The organism is Arthrobacter sp. H5 (assembly GCF_000520595.1).
Taxonomy (GTDB): Bacteria; Actinomycetota; Actinomycetes; order Actinomycetales; family Micrococcaceae; genus Arthrobacter_D.
The window spans coordinates 51,098-73,886 of record NZ_KI915000.1; the positions used below are offsets into that span (position 1 = coordinate 51,098).

The 22,789-nt window shown below is 60.6% G+C and carries 29 protein-coding genes and 1 pseudogene; 10 read left to right on the top strand and 20 right to left on the bottom strand.

From position 1 onward, the window contains the following. A partial coding sequence (locus Y708_RS0112840) for a threonine/serine exporter family protein (protein ID WP_081746773.1) occupies positions 1-1,457 on the top strand: 1,457 nt, incomplete at its 5' end. Between the two features lie 3 nt (positions 1,458-1,460). Here Y708_RS0112840 and Y708_RS0112845 read toward each other — a convergent pair. Then, positions 1,461-2,201 (bottom strand): uracil-DNA glycosylase, encoded by a 741-nt coding sequence (locus Y708_RS0112845; protein WP_081746775.1) that lies wholly within the window; start codon positions 2,199-2,201, stop codon positions 1,461-1,463. Positions 2,202-2,239: 38 nt separating this feature from the next. Further along, a complete protein-coding gene (locus Y708_RS31425) occupies positions 2,240-2,374 on the bottom strand; it encodes a hypothetical protein (RefSeq protein ID WP_275451109.1) in 135 nt (44 codons plus the stop codon). Between the two features lie 27 nt (positions 2,375-2,401). Between Y708_RS31425 and Y708_RS24855 the strand changes: the two genes are divergently transcribed. After that, a complete protein-coding gene (locus tag Y708_RS24855; protein WP_051478972.1) occupies positions 2,402-4,348 on the top strand; it encodes a GMC oxidoreductase in 1,947 nt (648 codons plus the stop codon). Positions 4,349-4,486: 138 nt separating this feature from the next. Here the strand turns inward: Y708_RS24855 and Y708_RS31520 are convergent, their stop codons facing one another. The 4 genes from Y708_RS31520 to Y708_RS29210 form a co-directional block, all read right to left on the bottom strand. Then, complete coding sequence (locus tag Y708_RS31520) at positions 4,487-5,509, bottom strand: glycosyltransferase (protein WP_081746777.1); 1,023 nt, start codon at positions 5,507-5,509, stop codon at positions 4,487-4,489. Further along, the gene (locus Y708_RS31525; RefSeq protein WP_343212974.1) at positions 5,500-6,813 is read right to left on the bottom strand and encodes a glycosyltransferase; all 1,314 of its coding nucleotides are present in this window, start codon (positions 6,811-6,813) and stop codon (positions 5,500-5,502) included. Before Y708_RS31525 ends, Y708_RS31520 begins: the two co-directional genes overlap by 10 nt. Then, complete coding sequence (locus Y708_RS0112870) at positions 6,810-7,400, bottom strand: hypothetical protein (RefSeq protein WP_155853849.1); 591 nt, start codon at positions 7,398-7,400, stop codon at positions 6,810-6,812. Before Y708_RS0112870 ends, Y708_RS31525 begins: the two co-directional genes overlap by 4 nt. 105 nt (positions 7,401-7,505) lie before the next feature. Beyond that, positions 7,506-7,670, bottom strand: coding sequence for a hypothetical protein (locus tag Y708_RS29210; RefSeq protein WP_155853850.1), 165 nt, complete (start codon positions 7,668-7,670; stop codon positions 7,506-7,508). 165 nt (positions 7,671-7,835) lie between these two features. On the opposite strand from Y708_RS29210, the gene Y708_RS0112880 reads away from it, so the two are divergent. From Y708_RS0112880 to Y708_RS29215, 4 genes are all read left to right on the top strand, one after another. Continuing rightward, positions 7,836-8,024, top strand: coding sequence for a hypothetical protein (locus Y708_RS0112880; protein ID WP_028280257.1), 189 nt, complete (start codon positions 7,836-7,838; stop codon positions 8,022-8,024). 64 nt (positions 8,025-8,088) lie between these two features. Next, a complete protein-coding gene (locus tag Y708_RS0112885; RefSeq protein WP_028280258.1) occupies positions 8,089-8,409 on the top strand; it encodes a hypothetical protein in 321 nt (106 codons plus the stop codon). Positions 8,410-8,625: 216 nt separating this feature from the next. Further along, positions 8,626-9,288, top strand: coding sequence for a putative periplasmic lipoprotein (locus Y708_RS0112890; RefSeq protein ID WP_028280259.1), 663 nt, complete (start codon positions 8,626-8,628; stop codon positions 9,286-9,288). Between the two features lie 248 nt (positions 9,289-9,536). Next, positions 9,537-9,695: a hypothetical protein gene (locus tag Y708_RS29215; protein ID WP_155853851.1), complete on the top strand. Its 159-nt coding sequence runs from the start codon at positions 9,537-9,539 to the stop codon at positions 9,693-9,695. Positions 9,696-10,148: 453 nt separating this feature from the next. Here the strand turns inward: Y708_RS29215 and Y708_RS0112905 are convergent, their stop codons facing one another. The 9 genes from Y708_RS0112905 to Y708_RS0112945 all read right to left on the bottom strand — a co-directional run bounded on the left by Y708_RS0112905 (position 10,149) and on the right by Y708_RS0112945 (position 14,620). Next, complete coding sequence (locus Y708_RS0112905; protein ID WP_028280261.1) at positions 10,149-10,493, bottom strand: terminase; 345 nt, start codon at positions 10,491-10,493, stop codon at positions 10,149-10,151. 170 nt (positions 10,494-10,663) lie between these two features. After that, complete coding sequence (locus Y708_RS0112910) at positions 10,664-11,437, bottom strand: hypothetical protein (protein WP_028280262.1); 774 nt, start codon at positions 11,435-11,437, stop codon at positions 10,664-10,666. A gap of 129 nt (positions 11,438-11,566) precedes the next feature. Further along, the gene (locus Y708_RS0112915; RefSeq protein WP_028280263.1) at positions 11,567-11,761 is read right to left on the bottom strand and encodes a hypothetical protein; all 195 of its coding nucleotides are present in this window, start codon (positions 11,759-11,761) and stop codon (positions 11,567-11,569) included. A gap of 5 nt (positions 11,762-11,766) precedes the next feature. Next, positions 11,767-11,937, bottom strand: a complete 171-nt coding sequence (locus tag Y708_RS29220) for a hypothetical protein (protein ID WP_155853852.1) — start codon at positions 11,935-11,937, stop codon at positions 11,767-11,769. Between the two features lie 5 nt (positions 11,938-11,942). Further along, a complete protein-coding gene (locus Y708_RS0112925; protein WP_028280264.1) occupies positions 11,943-12,155 on the bottom strand; it encodes a hypothetical protein in 213 nt (70 codons plus the stop codon). Positions 12,156-12,211: 56 nt separating this feature from the next. After that, positions 12,212-12,481 (bottom strand): hypothetical protein, encoded by a 270-nt coding sequence (locus Y708_RS0112930; protein WP_028280265.1) that lies wholly within the window; start codon positions 12,479-12,481, stop codon positions 12,212-12,214. Positions 12,482-12,623: 142 nt separating this feature from the next. After that, positions 12,624-12,833 carry a hypothetical protein gene (locus Y708_RS0112935; protein ID WP_028280266.1) on the bottom strand — a complete coding sequence of 70 codons (210 nt, stop codon included), beginning with the start codon at positions 12,831-12,833 and terminating at the stop codon, positions 12,624-12,626. A gap of 135 nt (positions 12,834-12,968) precedes the next feature. Beyond that, entirely contained in the window at positions 12,969-14,375 is a 1,407-nt protein-coding gene (locus Y708_RS0112940) for a DNA primase family protein (RefSeq protein WP_253905806.1), read from the bottom strand. Next, a complete protein-coding gene (locus Y708_RS0112945) occupies positions 14,372-14,620 on the bottom strand; it encodes a hypothetical protein (RefSeq protein ID WP_028280268.1) in 249 nt (82 codons plus the stop codon). Before Y708_RS0112945 ends, Y708_RS0112940 begins: the two co-directional genes overlap by 4 nt. A 142-nt stretch (positions 14,621-14,762) precedes the next feature. Here Y708_RS0112945 and Y708_RS0112950 point away from each other — a divergent pair, with 142 nt between their 5' ends. The 4 genes from Y708_RS0112950 to groL all read left to right on the top strand — a co-directional run bounded on the left by Y708_RS0112950 (position 14,763) and on the right by groL (position 17,844). Beyond that, positions 14,763-15,023, top strand: coding sequence for a DUF3263 domain-containing protein (locus tag Y708_RS0112950; RefSeq protein WP_051478994.1), 261 nt, complete (start codon positions 14,763-14,765; stop codon positions 15,021-15,023). 26 nt (positions 15,024-15,049) lie between these two features. After that, positions 15,050-15,682: a LytR C-terminal domain-containing protein gene (locus Y708_RS0112955; RefSeq protein WP_028280270.1), complete on the top strand. Its 633-nt coding sequence runs from the start codon at positions 15,050-15,052 to the stop codon at positions 15,680-15,682. A gap of 63 nt (positions 15,683-15,745) precedes the next feature. Next, positions 15,746-16,021 carry a GNAT family N-acetyltransferase gene (locus Y708_RS24860; RefSeq protein WP_051478973.1) on the top strand — a complete coding sequence of 92 codons (276 nt, stop codon included), beginning with the start codon at positions 15,746-15,748 and terminating at the stop codon, positions 16,019-16,021. Between the two features lie 185 nt (positions 16,022-16,206). Further along, positions 16,207-17,844, top strand: a complete 1,638-nt coding sequence (gene groL, locus Y708_RS0112965; protein ID WP_028280271.1) for a chaperonin GroEL — start codon at positions 16,207-16,209, stop codon at positions 17,842-17,844. Positions 17,845-17,992: 148 nt separating this feature from the next. Here the strand turns inward: groL and Y708_RS0112970 are convergent, their stop codons facing one another. The 5 genes and pseudogenes from Y708_RS0112970 to Y708_RS24865 all read right to left on the bottom strand — a co-directional run. Next, the gene (locus Y708_RS0112970) at positions 17,993-18,283 is read right to left on the bottom strand and encodes a WXG100 family type VII secretion target (protein ID WP_028280272.1); all 291 of its coding nucleotides are present in this window, start codon (positions 18,281-18,283) and stop codon (positions 17,993-17,995) included. 191 nt (positions 18,284-18,474) lie between these two features. Further along, positions 18,475-19,971 (bottom strand): sensor histidine kinase, encoded by a 1,497-nt coding sequence (locus Y708_RS0112975; protein ID WP_028280273.1) that lies wholly within the window; start codon positions 19,969-19,971, stop codon positions 18,475-18,477. An 11-nt stretch (positions 19,972-19,982) separates the two neighbouring features. Next, positions 19,983-20,693: a response regulator transcription factor gene (locus Y708_RS0112980; RefSeq protein ID WP_028280274.1), complete on the bottom strand. Its 711-nt coding sequence runs from the start codon at positions 20,691-20,693 to the stop codon at positions 19,983-19,985. Between the two features lie 74 nt (positions 20,694-20,767). Continuing rightward, positions 20,768-22,411, bottom strand: a complete 1,644-nt coding sequence (locus Y708_RS0112985) for a DNA repair helicase XPB (RefSeq protein WP_028280275.1) — start codon at positions 22,409-22,411, stop codon at positions 20,768-20,770. Then, positions 22,404-22,789: pseudogene (locus tag Y708_RS24865) on the bottom strand (hypothetical protein); the annotation flags it as partial. The pseudogene Y708_RS24865 and the gene Y708_RS0112985, both read right to left, overlap by 8 nt.

The window sequence follows — 22,789 nt, forward strand, 5'->3', positions numbered from 1 at the left end:
CGCAGCCCAACCCCACCGACGCGCTTCCCACCACGCCACGGTCCGTCCGCCCCGACCGTTCCAGCATGGCCGCCCGGAAGGTGCTTCGCAGGCTGGTGCAGGGGGAGGCTCCACCCACACAGGCGATGAACATCGTGGAGCGGTTGGCCGGAAGCCCGTACGCCAACCCGACCATCCAGTCAGTCGGACCGGATGCGAACGCACGCCGCACGCTGGACTTTGCCCTGAGCCTGGCCGAAACAATGTTCCGGTACGGTGCAGGTGCCCTTGAAGTTGAGACCAGCATCATTGCGGTCACGGCGGCATTTGGCCTGGACAACATCGAGGTGGACATCACTAACCAGTCGGTGGTTCTGAACTACTCCGCAAAGGACCAGACCCCCACCACGGTGCTGCGGGTGGTCCGCTCATGGACCAACAATTACGCGGGACTCACCGGCGTGCATCGCCTGGTCACCGAGATTGTGGACGGTGGCGTCGACCGTTCGGAAGCGATCCGGCGCCTCGATGACATCACCCGCAGGCCCAAGCCGTTTCCGCGCTGGATGGTCACGGCTGCCTTCGGTATTTTCGCGGCCGCGATCGTTGCCTTCATTGGCGGCGGTCCACTCGGTTCTTTGATTTCCTTTGCGAGCTGTATCGGCGTGGACCTCCTCTCGCGCCAGCTAGGGCGCTGGCGGGTGCCGGAGTTCTTCGCGGTGGCAACCTCCGCCGCGCTCGTCACGCTGACCGCCATGTTGTTTTGGTGGCTGCGTGTTCCCATTGAGCCTGCCCTGGTGGTGGTGGGCGGTATTCTCCTGCTGCTGCCTACCGGCCGGCTGGTGTCCGCCACCCAGGATGCCATAAACGGATTCCCCGTGACGGCCGCGGGAAGGTTTCTTTCCGCCTTCCTTGTCTTCGCAGGAATCGTGTCGGGTATCGCTGTCGCACTGGTTATTGGCGCCATGATCGGGGTGCCGGAACTCGACGTGACAACCTCCGATGGTTCCCTGTACCCCGTCCCAGTGGTTGTTCTCCTGGTTTTTGTCGCCGTCGCAATGATCTGTGTCGCGGAGCAGACGGACATCAAACTGCTGCTTCCCACGGCGCTGATCGGGGTGGCCGGGTATGTGCTGTACATCGCCGTGGTGAGCCTTGGTGTCGGGTACCGGTTGGCGCCGGCCATTTCAGCGGTGCTTATCGGCATGCTCGCGCGGGTGATTGCGCTTCGGATGGGGGCGCCGCAGTTGGTGGTGGCCGTTCCGGCAGTCATGTTCCTTTACCCCGGACTGACAATCTTCCGGTCCATGTATGACCTCACCATAGAAACCGATATCGCATCCGCAGGCGCCATCGGCTTGTTCAATGCGCTGACAATCATTCTGGCCGTGGCCGGCGGCATTGTCCTCGGTGACAACCTTGCCCGCCCGTTCACCAAAAAACTCAGCAGCAACGAACGCCGCAACCGGCGGCGGTGACCGTCAGCGCCGTAGCCAGTCGACCGGCGTGGCGCCCTGGGCACGCAGGAGGTCATTGGCGCGGCTGAAGGGGCGCGAACCAAAGAATCCCCTCGATGCAGAGAGCGGGCTGGGATGCACGGACTCGATCACCGGCGTGTTTCCGAGCAGTGGTTTCAGTTGCTGTGCGTCGCGGCCCCAGAGCACTGCGACGAGGGGACGATTCCGGGCGACCAGCGCCCTCACTGCTGCATCCGTCACGACTTCCCAGCCGAGGCGTCGGTGCGATCCGGCTTCCCCGGCCCGAACGGTGAGCACGCGGTTCAACAGCAGCACGCCCTCCTCGACCCAGCCCGAAAGATCGCCGTCCGCGGGTGCCGTCTCGCCCAGATCCGCGGCGAACTCTTTATAGATGTTGGCCAGGCTCCGCGGCAGCGGTCGGATATTGCGAGCCACGGAGAAGGAGAGCCCCACAGCGTGACCGGGAGTCGGATAGGGATCCTGACCTACGATGAGAACCTTGACCCCGTCGAGGGGACGCCCGAACGCGCGGAGAACATGCTGGCCGTCCGGCAGCAGGCGGTGACCGGCGTCCTGGTCCGCAGCCAGAAGGCGGGCAAGCCGGTGTATCTGCGGAGCCACGGGGCTCAATGCCTCCGCCCAGCCCGGTGACATTACGTTCTCCAGCAGGGCCGGCGCTGCAAAAGGAAGATCCTGCGCAGGTGGGGCGTCCGGCAGAGGGAACAGTGCGCCGTCGTTTTCCATCCTTCTATCCTTGCCGAAGTCACCCCTGAGCGTCGACGTCACCGCGCATGCGGGGTGATCTCGGCCGGGAGGGTGACTTCGGCAAGGGAGGGTGGGTACTCTAGCGCAAAGATGTGACGCGCGTCATAGTTGATCTTAAGTGCAATTACTGTCTGCCGTATCAAAATTCTCATCCACGTTCCAACCTCTGAGGACCCTATATGGAACCGCAAGACGAACCTGGTTTCTCAATCCGCTTCTACACGGAGCGATACGCACCCAATCACGAGGTCACCCTAAGAACCGATATCGGTGGCTGGGACTATGACATATACGGCGACTACTCAAGAACTTCAGACGGCCGCGGATTTTGGCTGTTCACCTTGGATCCGTCGAGGTACTTCCCCGTTGCGGGATCAACAGTGCAAGTTTCTCTTGTTGTCGACCGCAGCTACCGCATGGAGCACGAGCCGCTGCGTTTCCCTAGCTCGGGCGATCACCACATACAAGAAGACGAGGTTAAGTTCGGGGAGGTGCCAGACCGATTCCTCCACGGCCACGACAACCTACATGTGTTTGAAACGCCAGTGCAACAGCACCACTTCCGCGCTAATCACAATCAAGATGTCGTCTATGACGCGATAGTCGTGGGATCGGGGATGAGCGGGGGCATCATTGCCGACGAATTGTCAGACCGCGGCGCCAACGTACTTCTACTTGAAGCCGGCAGCCTGCTGTTCCCGACGCACATATACAACTTGCCCGGGGACTGGGATCCGTTGAAGGACCGATATTTCGTGTACGGCCATAAGACTTCGACAGATTCGACATTCGAAGGAGGAGTCAAGATCAACCTCGGTGGGGGATCTCTTTTCTGGTCCGGCATAATTCAGCAAGCCGAGCCCTGGGAGTTTGGAGGCCACTGGCCACAAGCCGTACAGGACTACCTCACAACCGAAGGCGGCTATGACAGAGCCCTCTCCCTCATGCGCAGGCAGCTCACCCGGGGGCCCTACGAGGAGCAATTAGTCGCTGAGGTCACGACGCAGTTTCCTGAGTACAAGGTAGCGCGATTGCCGCGGGCACGGCATCAGCCCCATTTGGTGGAGTTGCGCGACGGCCGAATCATTCAGCAAAACCTAATCAGGGAGTCGAATGGGCTGTTCTCAACGGTCGACTTGTTACTTGACTCGATGGCGTTCCCGGGTTCCGCAGGAAACGCGAACCTCACAATAAACACAAATCACATGGTGACCCATGTCGAAGCGGAAGGAGGCCACGTCAACGCGGTCATTTGCGAAGACCTGTTGGCAAACAAGCGCCGTCGTTTCAAGGGCAAATTCGTGATCCTAGCTGCCGGATCTCTTGGGAGTACTCGCATCGCCTTGGCGAGTCAGCTTCACGACCCGAACCATCTGATAGGGAAAGGGTTGACGGACCACCCCAACTTCTCCGTGCGGTTCGAGTGGCCGGCCGAAGATGCTCCGCTCGGCACCCAAGACCACGCCAAGCTTATGATTCAGCACGCGGACGCTGCAGACCAGAACCACCCATACAACATAGAGGTCATGGTCAACTACCAGTACTGGGACCGACGAGTTGCGGACGAAGACCTATGGCAACAAGTCATTGTCCAGGCAATGAATAAAGTTAGTGTGGACGTTCAGTTCTTCTTCCCCAGTCACCTGAATGACAACAATCAGGTTACTTTCGATCCAGCGGTCGGAAAGCTATCGGTATACACCGAGGCCAACGAGGGCGGACTGCGGTACGAATCTGAAGTGCGCGAGGCCGCGGTTGAACTCCAAAAAGTGATTGGCAAAGGTAGGCAAGCGGCAATCTCCCGCAGCCTGCGCTACTTCAGTGGCGCCCAAATAGGCCACTCAGGTGGAACGATGCGTATGGGTCGTGCTGCTTCCAGCGTCGTGGATGAAACGCAGCGCGTGCACTCCTACGATAATCTATACGTTGCTGACCTATCGGTGTTCCCAAGCATTTTGGCAGCCAAACCCTCTCTGACGCTTGCCGCCCTCAGCCTTCGGCTCGCAGATACAGTCCTCGGCCAACTGCAACGGCCCGCGGGTAACCCTGAGTACAGAGGAGTCAGGCGCCGTGCCGCCTCTTTAGCCGAAACTTCCACAGCTGAGACCGGGGCCCCCGAATTGTAGGCACACAAGATGTCTCTGGAGCTTGGGGCGGGCGCGAGCGCTAGGTTTGTGTGCGAAGGCCGACATGAGTACGTAGATATCTTGGCTCATGCCGTGAACATGCTCGCTCCAGGGCCAAATCTGGCGCTTTCATCTCAATCACCCGCTGAGTGACAGAGAAGGTTCCTCGGAATTTAGTAGCTCCTCGTAGATCACAAGTAATGCCCGAGCGGTTCGGCTAGCAGAGCCCTCTTCGGCGAGGCTGAGCGCGCTACTTGACATGCGCTTGCGGAGCTCCTCGCTGTCGATCACGTTTCGAAGCTTCTGTGTGAACGTACCGTCGTTGCCAGCTAGATAGGTGTCGCCCAGTAGCTGGCGATAGCAAGCTAGGTCGCGAAGAACGAGCGGCAAACCATGGTTTGCCGCTTCGAGGACTGCCATCGGCGCTAATTCGTGATGGCTAGGGTGGAAATATACGTCGGAGGCACAGAAGTACGCTTTGACATCATCGCGGCTTAGCTGTCCGCTATGCACAACATTGCCGGGCCTTGACCTCAGTAACCGGCGCATCGCGAAGTATCGGGAGGTTAAAATTCCGAAAGGGAACCCACCCACCCACACAAAAAGGGCATCCGGCATGCTTGCCGCAACTTCATGAAACGTGGATACGCCTTTACGAGGTTGCACCTGGCCGACGGTCAGAACCACTGGCTGTCCTTGCGGCAGCGCCAGAAGCTTTCTGGAATCCGCTTTAGTTGGAGTGCTCGCAACGGTCGGAGCCTTATTGGGCACTACTGAGATGGCTCTCTTGACTCCCATTCGACGCAACTCCTCCCGCGTGTGCTCGCTAACTGCAATTACATGATCTGCTTTGTTGTAGAACCAGCGTAGATAGATCTCAATTGGCTTCCGAAATGGGCGGCACCCTGCGATGCTGCCCACGAGGGAACCGGCCGTAAGATGGGCCGTAACCACGGTGCACGGCGCTGTATACATGCAAAGTAGGGCCAGTGGACCTACTGTGTGCAGGTGAACGAGGTCTGCCTTCCTGAAAGGGTCGCTAATAGCCTCCACACCCTCGGCCCCTCTTAAACTTTCGAGGTTGTCCTCATATACCGAATGGACACCGTGTCCGCCGACGGTGAAGGCAGATTCCGATAACACATTGACCTTCACATGCATCTCCTGTTGCGCTCATCGGCCAACACGAGCCTGTATAGCCTGACCATCTCAATAACTTGTCGCTGCCGCGAATACCTCATTGCTAATTGCTTGCCCGTCTTTCCGGCGTCTAAAAGATACTCGGGCTCACTGCACGACACCAGCATCGCAAGTATGCTTCTGGACAGCGCCATCGCAGATGCTTCGCTCACCAAGGCGTTCCTTCCCTCAGCTATAACCGCTGGCAGCTGCCCATCAACGGTCACTATGGGCAGGCCCGAATGCGCGGCCTCATGTAGAACGAGCGCCTGCGTATCGGTGGTCGACGGAAAGACGAATACGTCTGCGTTGTCGTAGTAGGTATGAAGAAGGCAGGGGTCGACTTCTCCGGCTAGGGTGACTGCGGAATCGGGACGTAGTCTCCTAAGCCTGCGTCGCAAAGATCCCGACCGGGACGCGTCTCCAACAAGTTGCAACGTTGCCCCGGGTATTGCTTCTCGGACTAAGGCGAATGCATCCAACAACAGTTCAATTCCTTTTTCGGAGGCTATGCGACCAACATAGAGTAGGCGCGGAAAACTCAATGCTCGATCAGAATTGATGGAACGTTGCGCCGGCCTCGAGATTGCTCCGTCCACGCCAGCGGGAACTATACATATCGGGGTGTCAACGGTGAGGCGCTTCAGCTGACAAGCGACCTTATCGGATGGCGCCGTAATGAGGTCAGCGGCTCTTAGAACATAAGATATTCCGTGGAGAAGGTTGAGCGCCGGCTTACTTCCGGCCTCGCCAACAGGAGCCCCGGCTCTGTCGACACGGCGCGATCTACCAGATGTACAAAGAGACTTGACCGCCCAAAGCCAAAAGGGAATTAAAGGCCTAAGTAGAGGGTAGTAACGTAAGTAGGATAGGAGATCTGTATGCCACGTAACCACCAACGGGAGCTTACTACGCACCGCGAGGAAAACTCCCAAGAGTCCTATAGGGCCAACGCTGTTCACGTGGACTACATCAACTCGGGCGTGTGCCAATCGGCGCAAACAACCCCGAAAACCATACCCAGTTGCAATGGCTGGATGCACTCCTGGCAATCGCAGCGCAGGAAGCAGAAACCTTGTAGTACTCTCCTCGCCAAGCTTCCCTTGCCCGCGAGGAGCCACGAGAATTACGTCATGACCAGTCGATAGCAGCTCATCTCTCAACTGCGCCACCGCGATGGTCAATCCGTTGTAACCCGGCCCGATGCTGTCGGTAAAAAGCGCGATTCTCAGAGCTAGGTGGGGGCTATGTGCGAGGGCATCTTGACCAGTAGAGGCAGCGGTCACTGTGGTTCTTGCTTCGACCAAGCGCCTCTTGCAGCTGCTATGGCATTAGCTTCAGCGAACCTATTTTCATTGAAGGCTCGGCACATCACAAAGATGGCGAAGGCAACGATAAGGCCGAAGACCCAAATGTATCCCTCTTTTCCTGGCCCCGAAGTGGCGTCCCACGTCAGGACTGTCCTTCCACCCAGCACAACTGTCCCAATCCAACAAATCGCCACCAAGCCCGACGTCAACCCTACGCTAGGACGCCTAGCATGCTTTTTTGCTACATGTGTTTGCCCGACAAGCACGGTTTGACCCAACTCGTCTTCCAAATGGAGCTCAAGCGCTTCACGATGGCCACTGTGCATACCAGCGTCAGTATAGATCTGCATCATATAAAGCATGATTATGGCGATGCCGACGGGCAGGGCAATAAGAATGGGTTTCTGACCCTCGGCTAAGCCCAACGTTAAGCCCACGCCGGCCAACGTTCCAGCTACCGCAATAAAGCGTTCCGCGGCGGCATGGCGTTCGGCGATTGCGTCACCTAATCTGGACGCCTCCGCTGCCATGGCTTCCAGTGCTAATTTTCGCTCGTCATCCATAGCGAGACTCCCGTCCTGTATCCGCATCCGACGAATTTCAGTCTATTCGGGAAGACCTCCTGAAACGAGAGCCGCGTTCAGGGTCGGGATATTTATGTCCAAGAGTTAGTACCTGGTATGACATGGGTACCTAAATATCATCACCCAGCCGGGCACGTCGCCCCGCTCGCGCTCATCGGTCGATCGGTACGCCGCGCCGCTGATGCGCAGAGCGAGCAGTGCCACATTCAGTGCGGCAAAGGCCTTGATGGTGCCGGTAAAGTGTCGCATCTCTTGATCCTTGCTGTTTGTGTTGGAGGTTGTCATAGTCCGAGATCGATCAGGGCAATCCCGGGGTACACGGCAAAAAAGTACGGTCAGTGGGAGGACTCCAAAGACAAGTGGAACCGCCATGGGGCATTGTTTCCATTACTAATCCTGACGGAGGAAGCCACCATGACACCCAAAGAATCCAAGGCCCGGTTCACCGGTAAGCGCGTCCAGTTTGTCGGGATGTTCGGCGATACTGCCGGGCCTGTCGGGCCTGTCGGGAAAGTATGGCGTGTAACCAGCCGCGGCGTATGGGTCACCCTCTCCGACGGCTCCCGTCAGCAGTGGCACCCCGAAGGCATCCGTACAGTCTGAAAATGTCCTACCCGAGCACTACGCTCAGCATCAACCCGCCACAACAAGAAAGACAGGTTCAACCATGAACGCAACAACCTACCCCGCCACTGTCCGCGACCTCTTCGAAATGGCCGACGCGCAGGGCGTGACGCCATCTGAGCTAATGCCGCCCGAAGGGTTCGTCCAAGCCGAGGATGCGTTCAATCCGGATCTGCTGGCCGATTACTTCGATGGACCGTCTGAGGCTGGCGACGGATGGCGGATCGAAACCACGTTCACAGTTGATCGCGGCGTGACCTTCGAGCTCCTAGCGCCGGACCTGTCCGTAATCACCATGCTCACTACCTCTCAGGCGCTCGCTGCGGGCAACGCGCTGGCAAGGCTCGCCACCAAGTACGCCTGACAGCGGCTCCAACCGCCTAGGACTGCCCCGGCTCCGCTTGTCCGGGGCTTTTCTGTGTGGTGAACGCGGGTCTCTGGGTCGCGCCTGACGGTCACGTCCATCCTGTGCAACATTCAGATCGTTTGACGATGCGTAGTCAGTTGGCTCAGGCAATCCCTAGCGTATCGAGAGGCTGGCGCTGTAAGATCACATCCACCACATCACCAGGGGGACACCGTGAAGAAGTACCTTGCGCCGCTCGGCATCACCGCACTTCTGCTCGCGGGATGCAGCTCACCCACCGCGGCAGAAGCACCGAATGTCGACCCCGCCTCACCCGAAAGCACTGCAGCGGCCGACAGCACCGCCACCGAAACGCCCGTAGTCTCCGAACCGTCACCGCTGCCGGAAGAGACCACCGAAGATCCCGCCGACGCCCGACCTGAGGGCGAGTACTCGGATAGAGGCAATCTGGTCCTCACTCCCGGCGACGGCGCGGCCATTACAAATTCGGAAGGGGTGGACACCGCGACCTTCGTCGTAAACTCCATCACCGTCGACGCGCCGTGCACCCGGCTAGACGCGGAGCCCGCGGAGAACGGGCACCTCATCACCCTCGACGTTTCTGTGGAGACGCTGCCCGCCCTTGCAGAGGATGGGGGATCCTTCTACATGGACGCCTTCGGGTTCAAACCGATCGCAGCGAACGGGACGACATCGAACCTCGACGCAGGGACGATCGCCAGCATGTACTGCTACGAGGACGGTGCCATGCTTCCTTCAAGCATCGGTCCGGGAGAAAAGGCTACGGGCCTCGTCGTCCTCGATGTCGAATCGCCCTCCGGCATCCTCGTGTATAACGACTTCTCGTCCATGTACGGGTGGGAGTGGGCCTACTAAGCGCGGAGAGGCCTCACCCTCACAAGGAGGGTGGGGGCTCCGGCTCCGCGTACCGCTCGGGGCTTTTCTGTGCCGTGAGAGCTCAGAATTCCCGTGTGTGAAACCCTAGACCATGGGGAAAGAACAGGAGATAGGGTTAGCGGGTGTCGTGCGTGGGGGTAGGTCTACCCGAGTTTCGAGCTACCGATAACGTAGACCTCTCCGGAGCTTTCCGGTGACAAGCGAGACTAGGCAGGGATGGCGCAGATATGGACAAGAACACTGAGCTGTTGCAGAAGATCCTGGACAAGCTGGACGCTATAGATAGTTCGGTGGTCAGCATCCAGAACGACGTTGAGGCAATCGCTGATCGTGAAAAGTCCGGAGGAGCTATAAAGGCTGCGCTCCCCCACAACCACGCCGATTAGCAAAAGCGGTCCCGGATCTCTTTAGAGGTTCGGGACCGCTTATGCTGTGCCGCTGTGGCCGTGAGTGGACGAAAGGCTTACCTCTTCAAATTATGCTCCGGCCCATTTCCGGCGGCTGGCGCTGACGGATCACTGCGCAACGAAGGAACGCTAACCGCCATACTTCGGCACTTGCACTGTTGCAGCCCGCCGTGAGCTTCACGCCATGGTCTGATTAGATGTCCGCCTGATTCCAAGGCCGGGAAGGTAGGACGGGCATCTTCTGGATGAGTTCATCGAAGCCCTTGGGCATGTGCCCGTCAGCCCAATCTCTCGCGGCGGACCACCAGTTATCCCACTGTTCCCACGGCTGCACTCCCGGCCAGTCGTTCGGGTGGAACGCCAGAGCCCAGCCCGGAATAGTCCCGTCCCACGGCTTCCCGTCGTCCAGTAAAACAACCTTCGGCCGGCGTCTCACCGGACCGCCGATATGGAACGGATGCTCACGCGCTTCTGCGGCGTCCGTATGGCTTCCTGTTCATCCTCGATTGGAATGCGCAGGGAAGCAACGAGTTTTGCCAGCGTCACGCGCTGCTGGCGAGCCTCCACAAGGGCAGGATGCGCCCGGACGCCCTGAGGGCTGACGTTGGTCACGCCTTCATCCCTGACTATCCGCTCCAGCTCATCCAAAGCGTCCAATGTGCGTGCGGCTTCGAGCAGAATTGATAGCTCATGTTGGCCTAATTCGTAGTCATCTGTGACGGATCGCCACAATTTGCGGCCTCCAGATTTCAGCCCCGACGGGGTTTTGTGTTCCATTACATTGTCCTTCTGTGGAAATGGGTGTTGTGGGAGGGGTGGAATAGGTCGATTCATCCAGCGCCGAGGGGATGTATAGCTATACCGGGGGGTGCTAGAACGGAAATACGGTCGCGGGGCTGGGGCCTGGGGTACTTCATGGGCCGGTCGTGGTGACCGGCCCACGTTGGTTAGCTGGCGTTGGCTTGCGCGAGGTTGTGGGCGAGGTTGCCCAGTGCTCCCTTGTTGCCGGCGATCCGGGCCGCTTGTCCGCCGTGTCCCCACTTCTCAGCCTCCAGGGCTTCGGCATCGTACTGCACTGCTGCCTGCTCGAGTGACTGGAAGCGGGCGGCGACTTCCTGTGTGCTTGTGCCTAGGCTGAGCTTCACGCCGATGATGACGAGGTCCCAGGCTTCGGGGTTGGCGCCGCGTAGCCGGTTCTCCATCCATTGTGTGGATGTGGGGTTCCCGATCACGAGGGCCTTGGAGTATGGGTTCTCCGTGAGGCTGGGAAGCATGTGATGGATGAGTCGCCAGACCGCGCAAACCTGGGAGATGTGCTTGTTGGCGTCCAGGATCTCCAGCGCCGCTTTCCCTGCGTTTAGGTTCATGCTGTCGGGTTCGAGGTAGGCGAGGGGCACGGCTCCCACGGTGTCCTTATGCCGTTCGAGGGTTTCGGCGTCGGCGGCGAACATCTCGGCCAACTGGTTGTTGATGCTGGGCGCGGCTTCCAGGAACACTGCCAGAACCTCTTGGTCCCGCTTGGCTTCGAGGGCTTCAGTGACGCCGGGGAGGTTTGCTAGGTAGGCGCGTGTGACGAGTGCCTGCACGGTCTTGTCTGTGCCGGGGTCTTTGCCGGCGGCGAGTAGCTGAGTCACGATTTCTGTGATTTCGTCGGGGCCGGGTGCGGTGATGGTCAGCGGCGGGGGTGTGGTGGCTGCGGCTTCGGGGATCTCAAGGCCCAAGTGCTTACTCTCTTGCCTGATTATCTGATTATCTGATTATCTGAATAGCTGTGCGCTGGTTTGGGTTGAGTTTGGTCTGCATGGTGTTGCCTTTCGGTTTGGTGTTGCTTGTGGTTGCGGGGGCTTCGGTCACTGCTCGAACAACTCCCGGGTGAAGGCGCGGAGCGGGCTTTCCGTAACCTGGTCGGGGGTGCGCTCCTGGCCGGGAATGACCGGGGCGGAGACGGGCTCCTGCCGGACTGCTGGCGCTTGTTCGTCCTCCGGCTCATCACCTTGAAAAAGTGCTTTGACGTAAGCCCGGTTTGTTTCGGTTATTTCGTCCATGGTTGCTATTTCTTTTCTTCGGTAGCGGGAGTTTCGAACCAGCTAGTCCAGCGTCGGAAGTGCGCGATGACCTGCCCCTTGCGGGTGATCTTGAGCACTGGCCCGGTTTGGCTGACTTCTTCGGGCTTGGCATCGAACTGGTGTGTTCCATCGGGGGTGATGATCGTGATTGGCATGGGTGCTATTCCTGTTCTGCTGTGGTGCTGGGTAGGGGCTGTTCGGGGTTGCCGGCGGCGTCGGTGAGATCCACGAGACGATCCGCCATGCGCAGCGCCTCCGCATAGGTCAGGTGGGCTTTGACGCTGCCGCCGTGCATAAGTGCGATGCCGGGCGTCTGATTGCCGTCGCGGTCGCGCCACGTCCAGGTACGGGCCTTGATATAAGGGCGGGTCACTGGATACTCCGTTCGGCGATGTTCCGGTGGTGTTGCTCCGGTCTGCTGCTGAACATTCAGGCCACACCCTTTCCCCGCACTGATAAGGCGGCATGGATGCGTGATGCGGCCGCTGATGCCTCAGTGACCAGGACGGTCAAACTCCACCCGCTGCCCTTCGTGATGTTGGGCGGGTACCTTCTTGGCATGTTCGGCGGCCGGTGTTCGGCGTTCCAGTCGCCACCGTGGTAGGACAGTGCGTCTCGCTGCTGTCTGCTGAGTTTCTCGACTTCCTCAAGGGGGATGAAGTAGTTGACCCATTCCCCTTCCTCCGTGACCTGGATCATCGGGATACTCCGTTCTTATGTGGCGAGTTAGGGCAATCGGGCTGGTGAGCGTATTCGTAGGTGCAGCGGCCCATACCGCCGGCGGTGGTCTCGGTTTCGACGGGCAAGCAGCTTTCACACTGGGACGGGCGGATGTAGTCGGTCATTTGTTGGCCTTCTCTCGTGCGTCGTAGAGGGCTAAACGGGCTTCGGCCAGCAGTGCCCGGTTCATCCATTTACGGGCGTCCTGGTGGGCTTCCTGGGCTTTCCGCATGTGGTGTTCAGCGAGCCATTGAAGTTCATGCTTGGCGAACTGGCAGACAAACTTGGTTGGCTCGTAACCGATCGGGACGACGGGCTGTCCGGTGGTCATTGCCTGGGCTCCTGACTTTCGGAAATTCCGCGTGTTTCCGGGGTTTTTGGGGCCGGAGTGTAGGGTTGTGTACCCATTTCGGGAACTTTTCTATATCCCTGCTCATGAGAGAGTTTGCAAAAGGGGTACATAGCCCTACACCCGCCCTTCGTTTTCGTCGTCTTCGGCGCGTAATCCAATGCCACCTCGGACCATTCCGGCTTTTGTTCTCCGGGCTTCGTAACCGAGCCGTTCAAGCTCCTTCGCGAAGGGGGTTTCTTTCAAGGGGTCCGCTCCATCTGACGCTGCCCACGCTGTCCAGGCGATGAACAAGTCCCGCGTCTTTACATGGACGTAGGGGCCGGTGACGCATTCGGACTGAATGAACCGCTTCACGGCATCGGACTCGGTCTGGTACCTGTCCGTCGCGTTGCGCACACTGTCGGGCTCGTTCATGCCGTCGTGGTCTTCGTAGTCGAACCATCCTTCAACCACCCATGTCAGAATCGCGTCGGCGGATAGCTCCAGCCGCTCCGGCAACGTCTGGTCCCGCTGCGCTTCGGTCACCACGACATCGAACGGCACGACGCGCACGCGCCGCCACACTGCCGGGTCGTTGCCTTTCACCTTGGGCAGGTGATTGGTGACGTAGACAAGCTGGTGTGTGGGCATCCATTTGACGGGTTCCTGGTAGAGCCGCCGGGCGGTGAGCTCGTCGCCGCCGGTCAGCCGCTTCATCGTGGCCGCGTCCAGCTGGCGGCCCTCTTCGGTTTCGGAGCCGATGACAAGGCGGGCATCAAGCAGGGTCATCATTTCCGGTCCCCCGCCGCCGCGCTCGGAGCTCATGAGTAGTTCCGGGTTGATGATGGTTGCGTAGTCCCCCAGCGCGTTTGTTATGGCACCGTAGGCGGTTCCCTTGCCGTTGGAGCCGCTGCCGGTCAGGACCGGGAACAGGTGTTCCCTGACGCGGCCGTAGGCGCTCTGCCCGATGACTCGCTGGAGGTAGGCCCGTTCCTCTTCATCCGGTAGGACTCCGGATAGGAAACCGTCCCATGCGCTCCGGTCGGATTCCGGGTCATACGCTCCGCGGGTCACGCGGGTGATGCGGTCCACCGGGTCGTGCCCCCGCAACTGACGGGTTCGGAGGTCGAGGGTTCCGTTAGCGCAGTTCAACAGATAAGGATCGGCGTCGAGCTCGTCTATGGATGCCCGCAGCGCCGGGAGTGCTGAGGCGAGATCCAGGACGCCGGCGACTCCTGCAGATGACTCACATTTGCGAACGTCGGCGCGGAGATCCTTGTCATCGAGCGATTGGGCAAGGGCACGCCGTAACACGTCGAGCACGGCGGTTTTCGCGGTGTCCTTCTCATCCTCGGCCCACCGCTGCCCGTCCCAGACGTGCCAGCCGATGCCGCGGATGTACATCAGCTCGGAACTGTAGGCGGCGGCTAGACGGTATGCCATGCGGGCCTGGCCCCGGTGCTTCTCACCCTCGGCGGCTAGGTTCTGTGCGGCGGCGAGGTCATCGAATGCTTCGGCCAGGAAGTAATCGGGAATCGTCACTGTCCACCACCGCCGACAGGCTGCATGTAGCGGGTGTCACCGTCGCGGGGAATGTAGGACGATCCCGGTTTGCGCCGGTACGCTTCCACTTCCATCGCGGAAACCGTGGCGGGCACAAACTTGGACAACCATTCCTGATGCGCTTCGAGGGCGTAGAACCGGCGGGCGGCGAGGTCGGCGGCTTGTTCCTGGGAAAGGGTGGCGTGATCGCAACCGGCTAGGAAACCTGATTCGTAGGCCGACATGTAGAGGTCCAGCCGTAAATGACAACGGTGTGATTCCCCATTACCATGGGCAGGAAGGCTCGGGCGGAATTCAACGAAAGGACGGTGTGTCGTGGCAGCAAACGGCGCGGCCGCGCAGACAGAAGTCAACGCCGACGGCGGGATTGATACCGGTGGCCTCGGCGACCGGGAACAGAAGATACTTGCCCTGGAGAGGCAGTGGTGGAAGTATTCCGGGGCCAAGGAGCAGGCTATCCGGGAGATATTTGATCTGTCGGCCACCCACTATTACCAGATCCTCAATGCACTGATCGACACCGAGGCCGCGCTTGCCCACGATCCCATGCTGGTCAAAAGATTGCGTAGACTACGTACAACCCGACAACGTGCGCGTTCCGCACGCCGCCTCGGCGCTGACATTTAGCCGGTCGATCCAAGGACTTCCACCACATGAGCCAGTACCCCCGCGACGAGTTCGACAAGGTTCCCGAATCCGCCGCACGGCAGGGAGTACACCGGGAACGCCTGGGCAGTCCACGGTCAAGCGGCCTGGCCTTGAAAATCTTCGTTGGATTGCTTGTGCTCGCCGTGGGGCTTGTGGCCTATTTCATCCTTCCGCGCCTGGGTATCGGCGAAGCCGCTGAACCAGCCTCGGCAACCACCGCCGCTCCCACGCCGGATGAGGCCTCCACAGAACCATCAGACGCAACGAGCGAATCGCCTGAGGCCACTGAAGGCGCTACCCCCAGTGCATCGCCGAGCGCAACTCCTGAGCCAACCGGGGAAGGGACCGAGCCTGCCGCCGCCGTCGATAGGGCTCAGCCGGTTACCGTACTCAACGGCACCACGGTGAGTGGTTTGGCAACCACCGCCGCGGGACGCCTTCAAGTGGACGGCTGGACGGTTGCCGAAATCGGTAATTGGGCGGGAGAGCCTCTCCTGGGCTCGATCGTCTTCTACAACGGGGAGGAGCAGCGTGCCAATGCTGAGGCGCTGGCGGCGTTGCTGGGCATTCCAACCGTGCAGGGCGGATCGGCACTCTCACCGAATGTGACAGTGGTGGTAGGGGCCGGCTTCCAATAAGGGTGCGGCGGTTTCATCAACTGGCCGACGCCGTCTCTCGTCTCCGTGGGCAGCTGGACGCCGGTGAGTGACCGGAGTTGCGCCAGCGGGTGGGCATCGCCCAAGCAGTGGACCGATTACCTCTTTGGGGCCACCGATATCCGACGGCTCGACTTCGCGACCTGGTCCGGTAACCACGCTATGTGCCGGGTGGGCCTCCGGCTTGGCTGGCGGGAGGAGGCACGTTTCCGGGACGCACGGATGGTTGATGGGGTGGTCCACGATTCAGTGGTTTACGGAATGCTTCGCCGTGAGTGGAAGACGCGGCGGCAGCTTGCACTCGACCCTCCAGAGTGCTAATTATTGACTTAGCACTCTCAGCCGTCGACTGCTAGCCGACGGCGTGGGTGAACAAGGCAAACCTCTGTGGTGAGGGTAGCGCAGGGACGTAAAGAGATCGTTCCTGCAAAGCCCGTCCGTCGCGGGCATCGCAGCACGGTGAGCAGCTGACAAGCATGACTGTCCCCGAAAGGACCTGAGCCGCTATGGCCAAGATCATTTCTTTTGATGAAGAGGCACGCCGTGGCCTCGAGCGTGGACTCAACATCCTCGCTGATGCAGTCAAGGTAACGCTGGGCCCACGTGGCCGCAACGTTGTTCTTGAAAAGAAGTGGGGCGCCCCCACGATCACCAATGACGGCGTTTCCATCGCCAAGGAGATCGAGCTGGATGACCCGTTCGAAAAGATCGGCGCAGAGCTGGTCAAGGAAGTTGCCAAGAAGACTGATGACGTAGCCGGTGACGGAACCACCACCGCCACCGTTCTCGCCCAGGCGCTGGTCAAGGAAGGCCTGCGTAACGTTGCCGCTGGCGCCGACCCCCTCAGCCTCAAGCGCGGCATCGAGAAGGCCGTCGAGGCCGTCACCAAGGAACTGCTCGCCTCCGCCAAGGAGATCGAGACCAAGGAGGAAATCGCGGCTACCGCTTCGATTTCCGCCGGTGACCAGCAGATCGGTGACCTGATCGCTGAAGCCCTCGACAAGGTTGGCAAAGAAGGCGTCATCACCGTTGAGGAGTCCAACACCTTCGGTCTTGAGCTGGAGCTCACCGAGGGTATGCGCTTCGACAAGGGCTACATTTCCGGCTACTTCGTTACTGACGCTGAGCGCCAGGAAACGGTGCTCGAAGACCCGTACATCCTGATCGTCAACTCCAAGATCTCCAACGTCAAGGACCTCGTTGCTGTCCTCGAGAAGGTCATGCAGTCCGGCAAGCCGTTGCTGATCATCGCCGAAGACATCGAAGGCGAAGCGCTGGCAACCCTGGTTGTCAACAAGATCCGCGGCACCTTCAAGTCCGTTGCCGTCAAGGCTCCAGGCTTCGGCGACCGCCGCAAAGCACAGCTCGCAGACATCGCCATCCTCACCGGTGGCCAGGTCATCGCCGAGGAAGTTGGCCTCAAGCTTGAGAACGCCACCCTTGACCTCTTGGGCAGCGCACGCAAGGTTGTTGTCACCAAGGACGAGACCACCATCGTCGAGGGTGCAGGAAACGCTGAAGAGATCGCCGGACGCGTCAGCCAGATCCGCGCCGAGATCGAAAACTCGGATTCCGACTACGACCGCGAGAAGCTGCAGGAACGCCTGGCCAAGCTGGCCGGCGGCGTTGCAGTGATCAAGGCCGGTGCCGCGACCGAGGTAGAACTCAAGGAGCGCAAGCACCGCATTGAGGACGCCGTCCGCAACGCAAAGGCTGCAGTCGAAGAAGGCATCGTTGCCGGTGGCGGCGTTGCCCTCATCCAGGCCGGCGCCAAGGCATTCGCCAACCTCACCCTCGAAGGTGACGAGGCAACCGGTGCAAACATTGTCCGGATCGCCATCGACGCTCCGCTGAAGCAGATCGCTTTCAACGCAGGCCTCGAGCCCGGCGTTGTTATCGAGAAGGTCCGCGGACTGCCTGCAGGCCACGGCCTCAACGCCGCAACCGGAGACTACGAGGACCTGCTTGCGGCAGGCGTCAACGACCCCGTGAAGGTAACCCGCTCTGCACTGCAGAACGCGGCCTCCATCGCCGGGCTGTTCCTCACCACCGAAGCCGTAGTGGCGGACAAGCCTGAGAAGGCAGCCCCTGCCGGCGGCGGAGGAGACGACATGGGCGGCATGGGCGGTATGGGCGGCTTCTAAGCCCGGCCAGTCCATCGAAGTTCGTAGCGAGAAGGCGTGGCCCCGAAAGGGGCTACGCCTTCTCTGTGTTTAAGAACCTTCGTACGTCTTGGGTGGCATGCTCTGACTCGGAACCACTGGTGCTGCACGGATGGCCCCACCGCCGCGGTCAGTGCATGAACATCCGTGCGTTGCTGGTCTCCGCTTCGGTGTACTGCTGGGTTGCAAGCGAGAGCGCCTCATTGATGCTGGCCAGTGATTCCTCCACTCTTGCCTGGGTGGCCCGCCAGTCAGTGACCAGCTGCTGAAAGTTCTCAGCGGCCAGCCCGCGCCATTCGCCTTCAAGAGACCTCAGACCTGACTGCATGGCGTTCACCTCGGCCTGCAAACGGGCGATGGTGTTTTGGACGTCCGCGCTTTTGGCGGCAAGGGATTCGGTGTTGACGTTGAAAATTGCCATGGTGTCCTCCTGTTGTTAGCCCTGACCCTTCGACGCTAGGTGATCCGGCAGGGGCCGGCGGGAGAATGCAGCGATCTGTGGATAAAGCGCTCGGGTCGCGGCCGCTGTGCAGGACTGGTCATGCTTGCTTCGCGGAAAAGCCGCGCCGATTGCCCGTCAATATCGGGGAGGAAGGCGATGAGTGATTCGTATCAACGTCCAGTGCCCGACGGCGCGTCTGAACCGGCGTCCTCATCTTCGTCTTCGTCTGACTCAACGGTGGGATTCGGATTGTGGGGCAACCTGATGGACAAGGTTGCCCCACCGCCTGCGGTCTCCTCGAGCCGCACGCTGCCGTCATGTTGTGCTACCAGCGCAGCGACAATGGCGAGGCCCAGTCCGGTTCCTCCGGTCTCCCGGTACCGCGAGGAGTCGGCCCGGTAAAAGCGTTCGAACACGCGGGCTGCATCCTCATCCGAGATTCCCGGGCCGTGGTCCCGCACCTCAAGCACCGAGTCGGAACGGTCATGGATGACGGGTGCCACACCCACTGCGATCTCGATCGGAGTGCCGTCAGGGGTGTAGCGCAGTGCATTCGTGACCAGGTTGGCCACCACCTGGCGCAGGCGTGCCTCGTCGCCAACGGTGGGAGCCGTGCGGGCCGCCCCGCCGTCCAACCCGATCACCCGAATACTGCGGTCGGGGGCAATGGCGCGCGCGTCCAGTGCAGCGTCCGTGCCGAGGATGAACAGGTCGACGGGCTGGGCTTCCAACGGACGCTGCTCGTCGATGCGGGCCAGGGTCAGCAAGTCTTCCACGAGTTGCCCCATTCGCTTGGCTTCGCTTTCGATGCGCCCCATCGCTGCCTGGACGTCTTCCTCCTTCTGCAGCGCACCGTGACGGTATAGCTCGGAGAATCCGCGGATGGTCACCAGCGGTGTGCGCAGTTCGTGGGAGGCATCGGCGATAAATCGCCGCATCTTCCGCTCGGAGTCCGTCCGGGCCGCGAACGCGGACTCGATGTGCGCAAGCATCGCGTTGAGGGAACGTGACAGCCTCCCCACTTCCGTGGCTGGACGCTCCACCTCGACACGGCGTGACAGGTCTCCAGCTGCAATGGCGGCTGCCGTCTTTTCCACCCGGCTGAGCGGACGGAACTGACGGGTGACTGCAATAAAGGCCACCAGGGATGCGGCAGCAATTGACGCAAAGCCGCCAAAGAAAATGATCCGTCCCGCCTCGCTGACCGAAGCATTTACCGTATTCAACCGCGTGGCTACGGCAACGGAACTCTCGCCGTCCGAAAGCGGGAACGCGATCACCCGCCACCCTTCGCTGTCCGGCGCAGTGCCCGGAACAGTGAACCCCTTCAACTCCCGGTCCCTCACCTCTTCAAGGGAGAGATTTTCAATCCGGGGCACGTCGACGAGCTCACCGGAGTGTGTGGCGCGCACCTGCTGCCCGCGTTGGTTCATCCACTCCCCGTAGAACCGCAACAGGTTATCTCCGGAAGCGGCGCCCAGGGTGGAGACGCTGTTGGATACCGACTGCGCGTTGGCCCGGATGTCCTCGTCGATGCGGGTGACCAGGCTGTTCCGGAGGAGGCTGATAGTGATGAAGCCCGTAGTGGCAACAGTAACCACCATGAGCAACGTCATGATGGCTACGAGTTGGGTGCGCAGCGAAGCGGATTTCCAGCGGAGGGCCAACGTGCGGCTGCTTACCTTTTATCGGCTGTGCGCAACAGGTAGCCCACGCCCCGCTTTGTCTGGATCAGTGCAGCCGCGTCGGGGTTCTTGTCGATCTTGCGGCGCAGATAGGAGATGTAGGACTCAACAATTGACGCGTCACCGTTGAAGTCGTATTCCCAAACGTGATCGAGGATCTGCGCCTTCGAGAGCACACGGTTGGGGTTCATCATCAGGTAGCGAAGGAGTTTGAACTCGGTGGGGGAGAGGTCAATGGTCTCACCCGCCCGCCGAACCTCGTGGGCATCATCATCCAGTTCCAAATCATCGACACGGATGACGGCGTCGTCGTCATCCGTGGGTTGAGTGCGCCGCAGGACGGCGCGGATGCGAGCCACCACCTCATCGAGGCTGAACGGCTTGGTGACGTAGTCATCCCCACCCACGGTGAGGCCGGTGACCTTGTCTTCCGTATCATCCCGGGCGGTGAGAAATACCACTGGGAAATGGCGGCCCGCAGCACGCAGCCTGCGTGTCACGGTAAAGCCGTCCATATCCGGCAGCATGACATCGAGCACCGCAAGATCGGGGTTGTGGGTTTCAGCGGCGGCTAGGGCCTCACGTCCGTTGGCGGCTGCCACCACGTCAAACCCGGCGAAGCGCAGGGAGGTGGATAGCAGTTCGCGGATGTTTGGCTCATCGTCGACCACGAGGAGTTTCGCTTCAGATCCTGACTTATTCACAATTTCTAGTCTGCTCTCAGTTTCTGGGAGTTTGCTGGACGGTTGTGGGGAACGATCGGGACGTCAGCTGCAGGTCAGGCTTGAGGAATGTCGGCCGCGTCCATGATGCTGTAGGCGTAGCCCTGCTCGGCGAGGAACCTTTGACGGCGTGCAGCGTAGTCCTGATCCAGGGTGTCGCGGGCAACCACTGTGTAAAACCGTGCAGCCCGCCCATCCGCCTTCGGCCGCAGCAGGCGGCCCAGCCGCTGGGCTTCCTCCTGCCTGGAACCAAACGAACCGGAAACCTGAATGGCGACGGCGGCTTCCGGCAGGTCGATGGAGAAGTTAGCCACCTTGGAAACGACGAGCGTATGCACTTCGCCGCTCCGGAATTCATTGAACAGCCGCTGCCGTTCCTTCACGGAGGTTTCACCTTTAATGACGGGAGCGTCCAGACGCTGTCCCAGCTCGTCGAGCTGGTCGATGTACTGGCCGATCACTAGAAGTTGCTCACCCCGATGGGACGCTACGAGTTTTTCCACCACAGCGGTCTTGGTCTCGGAGGTGGCGCACAAACGGTACTTGTCGCCGTCGTCGGCCATGGCGTACGCAACCCGCTCATCCCGCGGCAGGTCCACACGGACCTCCACACAGTCAGCCGGAGCGATATAGCCCTGCGCCTCAATGTCCTTCCACGGGGCGTCGTAGCGCTTGGGCCCGATCAGCGAGAACACTTCGCCTTCCCTGCCGTCTTCGCGCACCAGGGTGGCGGTGAGACCAAGCCGGCGCCGTGCCTGCAGATCCGCCGTCATGCGGAAGATCGGGGCGGGCAGCAGATGAACCTCGTCATAGACAATAAGACCCCAGTTGTTGGCGTCCAGGAGCTCCAGGTGCGGGTAAAGACCGCCGCGTCGCAGCGTGAGCACCTGGTACGTTGCGATTGTGACCGGGCGCACTTCCTTCACGGCGCCGGAGTACTCCCCGATTTCATCCTCGGTGAGCGAAGTCCGCTTGAGCAGCTCTTCCTTCCACTGCCTCGCGGAGACCGTGTTGGTCACGAGAATCAGGGTTGTGGTCTGGCTGGTGGCCATCGCGGCCGCTCCCACCAGCGTTTTTCCGGCGCCACAGGGCAACACCACCACGCCGGATCCGCCAGCCCAGAAATTCTCTGTGGCCAGCTTTTGGTATGGACGCAGGGTCCAGCCGTCCTCGTTGAGCATGATCGGGTGCGGCGTCCCGTCCACGTAGCCGGCGAGGTCCTCTGCCGGCCAGCCAAGCTTCAGCAGCAACTGTTTCAGCTGGCCCCGCTGCGAGGAGTGGACCACCACGGTTTCGCCGTCGATCCGCGGGCCAAGCAGCGGCTGGATCTTCTTGGCATGCAGCACTTCTTCAAGCACTGGATAGTCATTGGTCCGCAGCACCAGCCCATGCTGCTCATCCTTCTCAAGACGCAGCCTGCCGTAGCGGGACATGGTGTCCTCGATGTCCACCAGCAACGCGTGTGGCACAGGGAACCGGGAGTACTTCAGCAATGTGTCCAGCACTTGCTCCGCATCCAGTCCCGCGGCGCGCGCGTTCCACAACCCCAGCGGCGTCAGCCGGTAGCTGTGGACGTGTTCCGGCGCCCGCTCAAGCTCCGCAAACGCGGCAATTGCGTGGCGCGCCTCGGTGGCCTGCTCATGATCCACCTCCAGCAGGATGGTCTTGTCGCTCTGGACGATCAGCGGCCCGTTAGGCATCCGTTGTAGCACCTTCCACTAATTCAACATCCATCACCCGGTGGATTGAGATGACGCGTTCCACTTCCTTGCCCGGATCAAACACCCGGACTCGTCCACCCGTGACGGAGAGGGGAACAAGGACCTCATGTGCGTGATTCCCATGACTGTCCACGAACCCCAGCCGCACCGGCTGCTTGAGCCGGATCGCCGTACGCAGCGTCTCCATTCCCAGGAGGGATTCGCTTTCAGCCGGTCCGGCCTGCGGGCGCTGGCTGGCGCCCCTCAGCACCGACAGCTGCTGGGAGACGTCCCCTTCGGTGAGTACCCAGGGGTTGGTCCGTACCATCGGCGAGGACGACGACGGCGGCCCGCCGGTTGCCGGACGAGCGGCGGCCC